Below are 12,404 nucleotides of genomic sequence, written 5' to 3' on the forward strand. Positions count from 1 at the left end.
GAGTGCGCCGCAGTCGGCAGTCCCGCCCGCCGCATCGCAAGCGGTCTCGGTGCCACCGAATGCGCCGCAGTCAGCAATTCCGCCCGTCGCGCCGCCGCCGCAAGCCGTCCCAGTGCCGCCGCGGGGCATGTCCCCATCCGGCGGTCCTCATCCGATGTCGCATCCTCCGGGGGTGCGGCATCCCGCCCCGAGCGCACCGGCTCCGTCGCAATCCGCGCCAACAACGCTGCCGCCTTACGCGTCTCCGTCCGGCGCTCCAGTGTCTCGGCAAGATGCCGCTGCGCCTGCGCCGTCGAACGTGCCTGGAGCTGCCCGACCGGACGCACCTCAGCACTTGGCTGGGCCGGTGCCGCCGCTGCCCGCCGAGGCCGGGTCCGAGGTGCCGCCAACTCCATCCGAAATGGTTGCGCCCCAGCTTCCTTCGTCATTCTCGGAGCCGCCCGCGCCCGCTGCGGGGCAGCAGGTCGAACCTCCAACCGCGTCTGCACATTCGGCTTCGGTTGGTCCAATCGTGAATCCCGAGACGGAAGCTGTTGCGGGCGAAGACTGTTCGGAAACAGCCGCGAAACCCACCGGAGTGTCGCCGTCGACAAGAGACAGCGGCACCGCGTCGCCGTCGATCAACGAACGAAACTCCGATGCGAAGAGTGCGGCCGTCGAAGAGGAACGGCCGCTACCGCCGCCTGGGCAGGGTGCTTCGGACCAGGGTGCAATCGCACCGGGGCCGGACGATACGCCGCCCGCGCCGGATTCATCTGGCGAGTCGTCGCGCGGTTCGAAAGATATTGCGGGCATGGCCGAGTCATCGCTCCGCGCAGCAGGTGCTCAGCCCGGCGCCGAGGCCGCATTGCTCCGGGATAGTGTGCCCAAGGCCGACGCTGGTGGTGCGGACGGAAGTTCGGTCCGCGAATCGGAAGTCGTTGCAGACGATGTGAAGTCGTCTGTCGTGCGAGGTGCCATGCCCGGCCCCGCGGGCACACCCTCGGGCCGGCGCGCGGAGGATGCTGAGCGGCAAGGCCAGGCAGCTGGGCCACCGCTCGCCGGTCCACCCCCGGTCGCGCCGCCGATGTCGGTCCCGGGCAACGGCCCGTCCGGTCCACCGCCCGGCTATCCGCCGCACGGCCCGAATCCTGGTGGACCTCAGCCGGTACCGCCGCGCCGCAGTCCCGCCGGACTGTTCGGTGCGCTGGCGCTGGGCCTGGTGGTGGTCGTCGCGTTGGCGGTCGGCGTTGTCGCCGTGGTGGCGTCGCGGTCGGATTCGGGAGACGGCAGCGCGGCCGCACCGGCGACCGTGCCGCCGAGAGCGGCATCCCCGGCTCCCGCACCGGATCCGCTGGCGGCGAGCAGGCGGGCGTTCCCGACGCTGCTGCCGCAGGAGACCGGCACCATCGGTGAGGGGTACGAGGACGCGACCTGCTATGCCGAAAAGCGGGGTGACCGTTTGAACATCGATGAGGAAGTGCTCACGTCGAGCCCGTGGATCCTCGCCTGGGAGTGTCGCCGCGATGTCGACAACCCGTTCGGCATGAGCTACACCGTCCTCGAATACCAGTCCGCGGCCGCGGCGCGGTCGGTGGTGGACGCGTTGCCGATCAATGCCGCGACGCCCGGGCGCAAGTCGGGTGTGCCGTTCACCCAACATCTTTGGATCCGAGCGGATCCGCCGGGCCCGGTGCCGTCGCACTACTACACGGCGAAACTCGTGGTGAGCTTCTCCGGCGAGACCGCCCACGCGAACTACCTCGTGTACGCGAGCCACCGAGGCCCCGCCCGCGCCGCGCGGGCTCCCGTGCCGCCCGGCGAAGACGAGCTCGCGGACTGGTGGACGACCGCGCCGTTGTGAGTCACCGCGCCGTTCTAGGTGACAGCGCCGCTGGTAAGTGACGGCGCCGTGGTCAATGACAGCGCCGCTGTGAAGGTCGCCCCGCCCACTCAGTCGACCGCCAGCGCCTCCACGATCGGCATCCGCGCCGCGCGCAACGCGGGCGGAATCGACCCGAGCAGCGCCAGCGTCAGTGCGGCGGCGCCGTAGCCAAGCAGCATCGGGCTCGGCTCGTAGACGATGTCGATGGTCATGGCGTGACCGATGGCGACGGCCGCCAGATACTGGATCGCCGCGCCGACGACGAGACCGATTGCGGCGCCGATGAATCCGATGCCCGCCGCTTCGGCGAGCACCGAACGCAGCAGGAACTTGCGGCTGGTGCCCATGGCGCGCAGCACGCCGAGTTCACGGCGGCGTTCGAGCACCGAGAGCATCAGGGTGTTCAGCAGCGCGATGGTCGCGACGAGCACCACGATCCACAAGATCGCCCTGCTCATCACCGAACCCTGCCGCATGCTCGACGAGATCGCGGTGACGGCGTCCTGCCCCGAGCTGACGTGGAACTGTTCCGGCACGGCGGCGCGGATGGCGGCCTGCACCGCCGCCGGGTCCGCACCGGGCGCCATCTGGACGGACAGAATGGTCTCGCCGGGGCGTTGGTACCACTGGCGCAGGTGCTCCAAGTCCATCATCACGATGCCCGAGATCGCCGACACGTACGGGATGACCTGCAGCACCTCCACCCGGTGCGGCCCGGTCGGCGTTTGCAGCGTCAGCTCCGCGCCCGCGTTCACATCGAGTGATCGGGCCACGTCGCGGGAGATCACCACGCCCTCGCCGGAGGTCATGCGCGGCAACAGACTTCGATCGACGGCATTCGACCGAATATCGCCCTGCGCGGTCGGATAGCCCTGCAGCATGACCCGCCCGGTTCCCAGGGTGGCGAAGGCCATCTGCGCCGGGCTGACCTGCTCGACACCCGCGACCTTCGCGACGATGTCCTTCAGCTCGTCGGGTAGCAGCGGCCCGGTCGGGAACTGCTCCATCGCGGTCGGACTGACGTAGACGTCGGCCGTGCCCAGATCCTCGAAGGTCGCGGTGGCCGAGTCGACCATATTCGCCGAGGCGCCGCCCATCGCCACGGTGGCGGAGACGCCGATCATCACCGTCATCGCCGTCGCCCACACCCGGCGCGGCGCGCGTTCCAGCGTGGTGGAGCCGAGCGCCCCTGGCGCGCCGAAGCGGCGGGCGATCGCGGCGGCGGTGCGCACGATCGGTTCGGTGGCCGCGAAACAGACGAGCAGCGTCGCCGTGAACGCCAGCGAGATGGAGGCGAGCGAGAGCCTGCCGAGATCGGCCCTTGCGACCAGGACGGCGCACACTGCGAGTCCGATACCGAATACTGCTGCGGACCAACGCAATAGGGGACGCGCCGTGTCGGCCTGTCCGACGCCGACCGGGGCAAGCGCCTCGATCGGCTGCACCTTGTAGACCTGCCGTGCGGCGAGTGTCGCGGCCGTGACGCTGGCCAGCACGCAGGCCGCCACCGCGGCCGGAACGGCGTAGCCGGGCACCATGTACTCGGTGCGCGCCTCCACCGACTGCACCATGGCGGCCGGTAGCCGGTCGATCGCGGTGCGGCCCATGAAGATTCCGAGGACCGCGCCGATCGCGCTGCCGAGCAGGCCGAGCAGCGCGGCCTCGGCGAGCAGGTCGCGCACCATTGGTCCGCGCTTGCCGCCGATCGCGCGCAGCAGCGACAGCGTCGGCCTGCGCTGGGCGACCGCCATGCTCATCGCGTTGTAGATCAGGAACGCCGAGACGATCAGCGCCGCGGCCGAGGACATCAGCGTCGAGTAGCGGACGATCTGGATCGCCCCGCCCGCCTGCGCGGTGCGCAGATCCGGATCGGCGACGACGGCGCGTCCGTCCACCGCCGCGGTCAGCGCGGCGCGTAGTTCGCCGAGATCGGCGCCGTCGTCGGCGATGATCTGCACCGAGTCCAGCTTGCCGACGCGGTCGGTCAAGAACTGCGCCAAACCCAGTGGCGCGGCGACGATGTGACCGCCGTTGAGCTTGTCCGAGGTCTCGGCGTCGAGCACGCCCGCCACGGTGACGGTGCCGATGCCGAGCGGAAACTCCTCGCCCTCGGCGTAACCCATCGCCGCGCCGACGAGAACGCCGCGCGGCGTGGTGATCAGCTTCGTCGTGTGCGCGCCCATCGGCCCCGCCAGCTCGCTGTCGAGCGCGGTGATGTTCGCCTCGGCGCCGAGCAGCAGCGCCCGATCCTCGCCCGAGCCCAACTGGGCGCGCAGCATCGGCACCGCCTGGTCGACGCCCGGCGTCGCGGTGATGCGCGGCAACAGTTGCTGATCGAAGCCCGCGTCGGTGATGCCGGTGATCTCCAGTGCCGCTTTGCCGCCGAGCGCCTTGGTGAGTCGATCCACCGACCCGGTGACGGAACCGGAGATGCTCAGCACCGCGACGAGCAGCGAGGCGGACACCGCCATCACGGTCATCGACATGACGGTCCGGCCGCGGTGTGCGAGCAGTTCGCCGAAGTTGAACAGCCGCAACCGATCCCACGCCGCCCGGATCATGCGCGCACCGAACCCTCGTCCAGCGCCGCGCCCTTGTCCGAGGCGGCGCTGCGGCGCTCGACCCGATCGTTGGAGCCGATCTTGCCGTCGCGCAACGTGATCACCCGGTCGCAGTACTCCACCGCGCCCATGTCGTGGGTCACCATGACCACGGAATTGCCGTTGCCCGCGATGTCACCGAGCAGTTCGAGGATCGACGCGCCGGTCTTGGAATCCAGATTGCCGGTCGGCTCGTCGGCGAGGATCAGCGGCGGATCCATGGTCAATGCCCTGGCCACCGCCACCCGCTGCATCTGGCCGCCGGACAGCTCGGCAGGGCGATGGTCGGCCCGGTTGCCGAGCCCGACCCGATCGAGCAGTTCCAGCGCCTTCGGCTTGGCCTTGCGTAACCCCGTGCCGTCCAACAACTTCGGGATCGCGACGTTCTCCCAGGCGGTCAGCGTGGGCAGCAGGTTGAAGAACTGGAAGACGAAACCGACGCGGTGGCGGCGGAATTCGGACTGCTGTTCCTCGTTCAGCGCGCCGATCTCCTCGCCCTGGAAGCGGATCGACCCCGCGTCCGGGCTGTCCAGCGCGCCGAGCAGATGCAGCAGCGTGCTCTTGCCGGAGCCGGACGGGCCGATGATGGAGGTGAATTCGCCCCCCTCGATACGCAGACTGACGCCGTCCAGCGCGCGGACGGTCTGTTCGCCGACCCGGTACTGCTTGACGATGTCCGACAGTTCCAGCATGGCCGGGTCCGACATAGTGCTTCCCCCAATCGCTTTCGTTTCTCAGGTGCTATCTCGCCAGCGCTTCGACGGCCAGGTGGCGGCGACGATACTGGCAATCGAGCACTGCGCGCAGCGCGGGCTGCTCCGCGGCGAGCTCGAGGTAGGCCTCTACGGCGGACTGTCCCTGCGTCAAGGCTTGCTCCATTTTGACGTCCAAATGCAGCTGCCACCGGTAATTCAAGGCGAGAAGTACTCCCTCCGGGCCGCCGAACAGCCGATCCAGCCCCGGTATCCCCGTGAACAGGTCGGGACTTTCCGGATCGACCGCGGCGCGGGCGAGCACGGTGTGCACGATTTCGGTCCGAGCGTGTTGTTCTTCCCAGGACATGTCATCGGCCTTTCGTGAGGCGTCCGCCGCACCGCCGGTCGGGCCGCGCGACGAGATTGCAGCCAACGCTACGGCCGGGACGGGCCGGTGTCGTCGTGCCGAGGACGCGAATCGATCTCCTACCGTGGTAGGAGGCGCGGACCGTTCCCGGAACGATGCGTCGGCCCAGGTCCGCCGACTAGCCTGACAAGATGGATGTGACGCAGGCCATCCCTCCGCCCGCGGGCGCCGGGAAGGCGGTTCCGTTCCGAGAGCGTGGGCGGGTGCGGGATCGGCTCGCCGCGTTCGCGCGCGATCCGATCGGCACCTTCCGGCGAAGTCTGACGGAGCTGCCGTTCGACTATCCGCCGAAGGTGATCGTCATCGCCGACATCGCCACCTTCGTCATCGGAGTCGCCGCCACCGTGCAGCGGCACGCCTACTTCCCGACCGCGGTGCCGCTGCTCGCCATGCTGTTGCTGTTCATCTCGGTCCCGGCGTTCTGCCTGTTCGGCGTGGTGCCGAACCCGGGCACGCTCGGGCTGTGCGGGATGGGCGCGGCGGCGCTGTTCCTGCTGCAACCGGTCGCGGCGGATTTCGCGCCGTTCGTTCTGGTCATAGTCGTCGGCGAGGTCGCGGCGATCGCGTCGGTGCGGGTCGGCGCCGCGGTGGCCGTAGGCGCGATCGCCGAGTTGGTGGCCTTCGACATCGCGGGCAACGTGTGGTGGAGCGCCGACACCGAGCGCTTCGACGGGTTGCCGATGTACGGCATGGGCATCGTGCTCGGCTTCATGTGCGGGCTGATGCTCCAGTACCAACGCCGGTTCCTCTACCGGGAACGGCACTACCAGGAAATGCGCGCGGCACAGGCGGCCGAGGAAGAACGGCGCAGGATCGCCCGCGAGGTGCACGACGTGATCGCGCACTCGCTGAGCATCACGCTGCTGCACCTCACCGCGGCGCGACACGCGCTGGAGACCGATCGAGACGTCGACGAGGCGGTGGAGGCCCTGGTCGACGCCGAACGACTCGGCCGCCAGGCGATGGCCGACATCCGGCGCACCGTCGGCCTGCTGGACAAACGCCCCTCCAGGCTGGCCCCGGAACCGAGCGTCCGCGATATCGAGGACCTGGTCGGCGATTTCGTGCGCGCCGGACTCGACGTGCGCTACCGGTGCACCGACGACCTGTCCCCGGTGACGGCGGCGGTGGGCCTCGCGCTCTACCGCATCGGTCAGGAGTCGCTGGCCAACGTGGTCAAGCACGCGCCGGGCGCGACGGCGACCGTCCTGCTCACGGTGGACGAGGCCGCGGCGGCGCTGACGGTGGTCAACACGCTGCCCGATGGACTGCCCGCGCAGCGCGGCCACGGCATGGGCCTGACCGGCATGTGGCAGCGCGCCGAACTGCTCGGTGGACGGCTGACCGCGGGACCCGCCGAGGACGGCTGGTCCGTGCGGGCCGAGTTCCCGCTCGTCGCGTCCAAGGCGTGGCTGCACTGTCCGCTGCCCGGTCTGTTCCTCGACGCCACGACCGCTGTGCGCGAGGGCGCGACACGGCGCGAGCAGTCGCCCTCCCTCGGCGCTCCGGCATGGCGCACCCTGCGGGAGGGCGCGTGACGGCCGCCGCCCCCGACACGGACGCCATCGCCGTCCTCGTCGTCGACGACCAGGAACTTGTGCGCGGCGGCCTGCGCCGGATCCTGCGCCGCCGCGACGGTTTCCTGGTGACCGAATGCGCCGACGGTGACGAGGTGCCCGCCGCGGTGGCCGCCGACAAGCCCGACGTGGTGCTGATGGATCTGCGCATGAAACGCGTCGACGGCATCGACGCCACCCGCCTGCTGCGCGCGACCGAGGGCGCGCCACCGGTGCTCGTACTCACCACGTTCGACGACGACCAGCTGCTGTCCGGCGCGCTGCGCGCGGGCGCCGCCGGTTTCATCCTCAAGGATTCGCCCGCCGAGGACCTGATCCGCGCGGTGCGGATGGTCGCCGCGGGCGGCGCGTGGCTGGACCCCTCGGTGACGGGTCGGGTCCTGTCGGCCTACCGAACCGTCCGTCCGGTATCCGCGCGAGCCGACAGCAGACTAGCGGATTTGACCGCGCGCGAGTACGAAGTGCTCGAACTCATCGGCCGCGGCCGCGCGAACGCGGAAATCGCCAGGCAGCTGGGCATCTCGGAAGTCACCGTGAAAAGCCATGTCGGACACATATTCGGCAAGCTGGACCTGCGAGATCGGGCCGCCGCGATCGTCTTTGCGTTTGACCACGGGGTGGTCTCACCCGGAGAATCCACTCTCTAACGGGCAACCCGGAGCAGTGGGTCGCCGCCCGGGATGTGGAGGTTGCACGGGGTGGACGGACCTGGATGGCGGGTCGGCAGTCGGTTCGGGCCGTACGAGTTGCGCTCGCTGCTGGGCAAAGGGGGAATGGGCGAGGTCTACGAGGCCTATGACACGGTGAAGGACCGAGTCGTCGCGGTCAAGCTGCTGTCCGAGGAACTCGCCAAAGACCCGGTGTACCAGGTGCGTTTCCGCCGGGAATCGCAGGCTGCCGCCCGGCTCGCCGAGCCGCACGTCATCCCGATTCACGACTGGGGCGTGATCGACGGCGTCCTGTTCATCGACATGCGGCTGGTCAACGGCGTCGACCTGCGCACCATCCTGCGCGGGCAGGGGCCGATGAGCCAGGAACGCGCCGTCTTCCTCATCGAACAGATCGCCGCCGCGCTGGACGCCGCGCACGCGGACGGTCTGGTGCACCGCGACGTCAAGCCCGCCAACATCCTGGTCACCGACGCCGATTTCGCCTATCTGGTCGATTTCGGCATCGCCCACACCGAGGGCGACTCGGCCGTGACCCAGGTGGGCATGGCGGTCGGTTCCTACATCTACATGGCGCCGGAGCGTTTCGACGTCGGACCGGTGACCGGACGCGCCGACATCTACTCGCTGGCCTGTGTGCTGCACGAATGCCTCACCGGGGCAACGCCCTTCCCGGCGGCGAGCATGAGTGTGCTGATCAAGTCCCATCTTTCCGATCCGCCGCCGCGCCCGAGCGCCGAGCGCCCCGGCATCGCGCCCGCCCTCGACGACGTCATCGCCCGCGGCATGGCGAAGGACCCCGCCGACCGTTTCGCGACCGCGACCGAGTTGGCCCGCGCGGCCCGCGCCGTGGTCGGCTCGGCGTCGCCCGCCGCGACCGCGCCCACGTTCGTCGTGCGCGCGCCCGATCCCGCGAGGTTCGGGAAGTCGGATCCCACCGTGCGCGGGGCGGTTCCGCCGGAATCCACCGGGGAGCTATCGGTTCCGGCCGTCATCCACCCCACGGCGCCGACCGAGATCCGTCCCGCGGATTTCCAGTTCACCCCGCTCCCGCCGCAGCAGCCGCAGGCTCCGTCGGCTACCGGACCGTTGCCGCAGGTGCGGCCGTTTCCCGACGCGCATCTCTACCCGGAGTCCCAGCGCTACGCCGAGCCGCGATTCGGCGAGAGCCAGTACGCCGAAACCCAGTTCAACCAGCCGCAATACGCGGAACAGCGATATCCAGCGCCGGAGACCCAGCGCTACCCGGTGCCGGACGAGCGGCCATTCGCGCCGGAGACTCAGCGCTATCCGGAGCCGCAGCAAGCCGCACCCGAAACCCGGCGCTACCCGTTCCCGCCGACACCCGAAGCGCAGCAAGCCGCGCCGGAAACCCAGCGCTACCCCGAAGCGCCGTTCGCCCCGCCGCCGCAGCCGCGGCACGGCGCGCAACCGGTCCGGCAGCCGACCTACGCCGACCACGTCGCGCAGGGGCCGGGCGGCGAATCGTATCCGCCGCACGGGTACGGCGCCGACGCCTACGACGCGCGCTACGCCGGAGCCGACCCCTACGCGCCTCGGGAGCGACGCGGGTCGGTCGTGCTGCCCCTGCTGTTCGCGGTGCTGGTGATCGTGGTGGTCACCGTCTCGGGCGCGGTCGCCTGGCAGGCGATCGGCTCGCGCGATTCCGGCATCGACAACGCCGCCGAAGGCAGGACCGGTGTGTCGCTGACCTCGGCGCGCGCGCCGAGCGCGGCGGCGACTCCCGCCGCGCCCAAGACCGCCCCGACCTCGACGTCCGCGACCCCGGTCCGGCTACCCGACGGTGCGACGCCCTGCGGCGCCACGCAATCGTCCGGAGCCTTCGCCAGGGCCGCGATCGGCAACACGGTCACCAGTTGCCCCTTCGCCGAGGAAGTGCGGAGGGCCTACTCCGCGGCGGGAAGCGCGGGCGGATCCCGGTCGGTGGTGGCCACGAGCCCGGTCACCGGCCGGACATACACGATGAATTGCGCAGCCGAAGGCCAGCTCGTGGTCTGTACCGGCGGTGAGAACGCGGTGGTTTATGTTTACTGATCGAATCGGGCGCCTCGGAAAGGCGCTGGGTGCCTGCACGCTCGCAGTGGTGTTGCTGACCTCGTGCGGCGCCGACTCCAGTGGCGACGCCGCCGAGGCGACGACCATCACCGAGGCGGCATCGCGCAGCGATCAGATGAATCTGGAATTCACGCTGCCCGGCACGCTCGCGGCCGGATTCCAGGAGTTGCGCGCCGGTGTGCGCGGCCGTTTCGGCATGGCGATCATGCCGGTGGGCGGCAAAGAACGCATGCTGACCTTCGGTGACTGGACCACAGGGCCCGCCTGGTCGACCATGAAGGTGCCGCTGGTCATCGCCGCGCAGCGCCGCAATCCGTCTACCTCGACCTACGCGATGACGGCCGCGATCACCTCCTCCGACAACACCGCCGCCGACACGCTCTGGCAGGGTCTCGGCAGCCCGCAGGAGGCGGCCAAGGCCGTCGAGGCGGTGCTGCGCGAGGGCGGCGACAGCCAGACCGCGGTGCCCGCGACGCGCAGCCGCGCCGAGCACTCGGCGTTCGGCCAGGCGGAATGGTCGCTGACCGAGCAGGCGCGATTCGCCTCCCGGCTGCCGTGCCTGCCGGAATCGGAGACGGTGCTGGAACTGATGGCCGAGATCGTGCCGAACCACCGCTGGGGCCTCGGCGCCTTCCGCGGCGCGGAGTTCAAGGGCGGCTGGGGACCGGACACCTCCGGCGACTACCTGGTCCGGCAGTTCGGCGTCATCGACGGACCGACCGGAAAGATCGCGATCGCCTTTGCCGCCCAGCCCGATTCGGGCGCGTTCTCGGACGGCATGAGCGTGCTCGACAAGATGGCCACGCTCGTCTCCGAACACCTCGACGAACTGACCGGCGGCAAGTGTCCGTCCTGACCCGAGCGGCGAATGCGGCGCTGAGCGGGACGTAACCAAGGCTTCACGGGGGCGGGGCTGCCAGGCCTCGCGAAGCGGGGCAAGATAGCGGCCATGCGCATCGGAGTCTTGACCGGAGGCGGGGACTGTCCAGGACTGAACGCGGTCATCCGCGCCGTCGTTCGCACCGCGAACGGACGGTACGGAGACGCGATCGTCGGCTTCCAGGACGGCTGGCGCGGCCTATTGGAAGACCGCAAGATCAACATCCTCAACGACGACCGCACCGACCGGCTACTCACCAAGGGCGGCACGATGCTCGGCACCGCACGCACCAATCCCGACACACTGCGCGCCGGGCTCGGCCAGATCAAACAGACCCTCGACGACAACGGCATCGAAGCACTCATCCCCATCGGCGGCGAGGGCACCCTCACCGCCGCCAGCTGGCTGGCCGACGAGGGCGTCCCCGTGGTCGGCGTGCCCAAGACCATCGACAACGACATCGACTGCACCGACGTCACCTTCGGCCACGACACCGCGCTGAGCATCGCCACCGAGGCGATCGACCGGCTGCACACCACCGCCGAGTCGCACCAGCGCGTGATGCTGGTCGAGGTGATGGGCAGGCACGCGGGCTGGATCGCGATCAACTCCGGCATGGCCGCGGGCGCGCACCTGACCCTGGTGCCCGAGGTCCCGTTCGACGTGGACGAGGTCTGCGCCATGATCAAGCGCCGTTTCCAGCGCGGGGACAAGCACTTCATCTGCGTGGTGGCCGAGGGCTCGCATCCGGCGCCGGACTCCGGCTTCGCGTTGCGTGAGGGCGGCATCGACGAATTCGGGCACGAGCGGTTCACCGGCGTCGCTCAGCAGCTCGGCGCCGAGATCGAACGCCGCATCGGCAAGGAGGTGCGCACCACCGTGCTCGGCCACGTCCAGCGCGGCGGCAGCCCGACCCCCTACGACCGCGTGCTCGCCACCCGATTCGGCCTGCACGCCGCCGAAGCGGTGCACGCCGGGCAGTTCGGCCAGATGGTCGCCCTGCACGGCACCACGATCGGCCTCGTCCCCCTCGCGGAGGCGACCAAGCAGCTCAAGCGGGTCCCGGCCGACCGCTACCGCGAAGCCGAGGCGTTCTTCGGCTGACACCCGTCCGCGCGGCAATTACCCTGGCCGCCATGGGTCTTGCGATCGACGATCTGCCCGCCGACACCGCCGCTGTGCTGCGCCGCCGGGCCCGCGCCGCCGAACTTCCCGTCGCCGACTACCTGCGCGCGGAGCTCGTCGCGCGGGCCGGGGCGCGCGCACCGGAGGATGCCGTCGCCGAGTTCCTCGAATCGGAAGGGCGCGACACCGCGCCCGAGATCGACGCGGACGCTTCGGCGCTCGTTACGGTCTACGACCTGCCCGCCGAGACGCTGACGGTGCTCGGTAGGCGGGCCCGCGCCGCCGGGTATCCGCTCGGCGACTACGCGCGGCGCGAGCTGATCGCCTCGGCCCGGCGCGCCACCGTCGAGGACGCGATGCTCGAGTTCGGCGAGGTCGCGGACCCCGGGCTGGACATGGCGGCGGTCGCCGCGGCGGTGCGGTACGCGCGCGGGGAGTGATCGTCGTCCGGGATTGCCTGGAGCGCGGATCATTCCCAGGACGTACGGTGCG

General features: G+C 70.3%; 10 protein-coding genes. 7 read left to right on the top strand and 3 right to left on the bottom strand.

Annotation, left to right across the window (positions count from 1 at the left end):
* Positions 1 to 1,066: 1,066 nt before the first annotated feature.
* Positions 1,067 to 1,843, top strand: a complete 777-nt coding sequence (locus NAM01S_RS08100) for a hypothetical protein (protein WP_067781807.1) — start codon at positions 1,067 to 1,069, stop codon at positions 1,841 to 1,843.
* 89 nt (positions 1,844 to 1,932) lie between these two features.
* On the opposite strand, the gene NAM01S_RS08105 is transcribed toward NAM01S_RS08100, so the two are convergent.
* From NAM01S_RS08105 to NAM01S_RS08115, 3 genes are read right to left on the bottom strand one after another with little or no spacing between them, the layout of a single operon-like run.
* Positions 1,933 to 4,425: an ABC transporter permease gene (locus NAM01S_RS08105; protein WP_067781810.1), complete on the bottom strand. Its 2,493-nt coding sequence runs from the start codon at positions 4,423 to 4,425 to the stop codon at positions 1,933 to 1,935.
* Entirely contained in the window at positions 4,422 to 5,171 is a 750-nt protein-coding gene (locus tag NAM01S_RS08110) for an ABC transporter ATP-binding protein (protein ID WP_067781813.1), read from the bottom strand. The genes NAM01S_RS08105 and NAM01S_RS08110 overlap by 4 nt, the downstream gene beginning before the upstream one ends.
* A gap of 34 nt (positions 5,172 to 5,205) precedes the next feature.
* Complete coding sequence (locus NAM01S_RS08115; RefSeq protein ID WP_067781816.1) at positions 5,206 to 5,526, bottom strand: hypothetical protein; 321 nt, start codon at positions 5,524 to 5,526, stop codon at positions 5,206 to 5,208.
* A 191-nt stretch (positions 5,527 to 5,717) separates the two neighbouring features.
* On the opposite strand from NAM01S_RS08115, the gene NAM01S_RS08120 reads away from it, so the two are divergent.
* The 6 genes from NAM01S_RS08120 (at position 5,718) to NAM01S_RS08145 (ending at position 12,352) form a co-directional block, all read left to right on the top strand.
* Positions 5,718 to 7,124 carry a sensor histidine kinase gene (locus tag NAM01S_RS08120; protein WP_067781819.1) on the top strand — a complete coding sequence of 469 codons (1,407 nt, stop codon included), beginning with the start codon at positions 5,718 to 5,720 and terminating at the stop codon, positions 7,122 to 7,124.
* Entirely contained in the window at positions 7,097 to 7,810 is a 714-nt protein-coding gene (locus NAM01S_RS08125) for a response regulator (protein WP_067781822.1), read from the top strand. Before NAM01S_RS08120 ends, NAM01S_RS08125 begins: the two co-directional genes overlap by 28 nt.
* A 51-nt stretch (positions 7,811 to 7,861) precedes the next feature.
* Positions 7,862 to 9,886, top strand: a complete 2,025-nt coding sequence (locus NAM01S_RS08130) for a serine/threonine-protein kinase (protein ID WP_253798540.1) — start codon at positions 7,862 to 7,864, stop codon at positions 9,884 to 9,886.
* Between the two features lie 49 nt (positions 9,887 to 9,935).
* The gene (locus tag NAM01S_RS08135) at positions 9,936 to 10,763 is read left to right on the top strand and encodes a serine hydrolase (RefSeq protein ID WP_253798538.1); all 828 of its coding nucleotides are present in this window, start codon (positions 9,936 to 9,938) and stop codon (positions 10,761 to 10,763) included.
* A gap of 93 nt (positions 10,764 to 10,856) precedes the next feature.
* On the top strand, positions 10,857 to 11,891 hold the full coding sequence (locus NAM01S_RS08140) for an ATP-dependent 6-phosphofructokinase (protein ID WP_067781831.1): 1,035 nt from the start codon (positions 10,857 to 10,859) through the stop codon (positions 11,889 to 11,891).
* 32 nt (positions 11,892 to 11,923) lie between these two features.
* Positions 11,924 to 12,352, top strand: coding sequence for a hypothetical protein (locus tag NAM01S_RS08145; protein ID WP_067781834.1), 429 nt, complete (start codon positions 11,924 to 11,926; stop codon positions 12,350 to 12,352).
* Positions 12,353 to 12,404 lie beyond the last annotated feature (52 nt).

The sequence above is a fragment of the Nocardia amikacinitolerans NBRC 108937 genome, assembly GCF_001612615.1.
Lineage (GTDB): Bacteria > Actinomycetota > Actinomycetes > Mycobacteriales > Mycobacteriaceae > Nocardia > Nocardia amikacinitolerans.

Bases quoted from the DNA above. Each gene is read 5' to 3' on its own strand.
- NAM01S_RS08105 (WP_067781810.1), bottom strand. From the start codon at position 4,425: ATGATCCGGGCGGCGTGGGATCGGTTGCGGCTGTTCAACTTCGGCGAA.
- NAM01S_RS08125 (WP_067781822.1), top strand. From the start codon at position 7,097: ATGGCGCACCCTGCGGGAGGGCGCGTGACGGCCGCCGCCCCCGACACG.
- NAM01S_RS08145 (WP_067781834.1), top strand. From the start codon at position 11,924: ATGGGTCTTGCGATCGACGATCTGCCCGCCGACACCGCCGCTGTGCTG.
- NAM01S_RS08110 (WP_067781813.1), bottom strand. From the start codon at position 5,171: ATGTCGGACCCGGCCATGCTGGAACTGTCGGACATCGTCAAGCAGTAC.
- NAM01S_RS08140 (WP_067781831.1), top strand. From the start codon at position 10,857: ATGCGCATCGGAGTCTTGACCGGAGGCGGGGACTGTCCAGGACTGAAC.
- NAM01S_RS08120 (WP_067781819.1), top strand. From the start codon at position 5,718: ATGGATGTGACGCAGGCCATCCCTCCGCCCGCGGGCGCCGGGAAGGCG.
- NAM01S_RS08115 (WP_067781816.1), bottom strand. From the start codon at position 5,526: ATGTCCTGGGAAGAACAACACGCTCGGACCGAAATCGTGCACACCGTG.
- NAM01S_RS08100 (WP_067781807.1), top strand. From the start codon at position 1,067: ATGTCGGTCCCGGGCAACGGCCCGTCCGGTCCACCGCCCGGCTATCCG.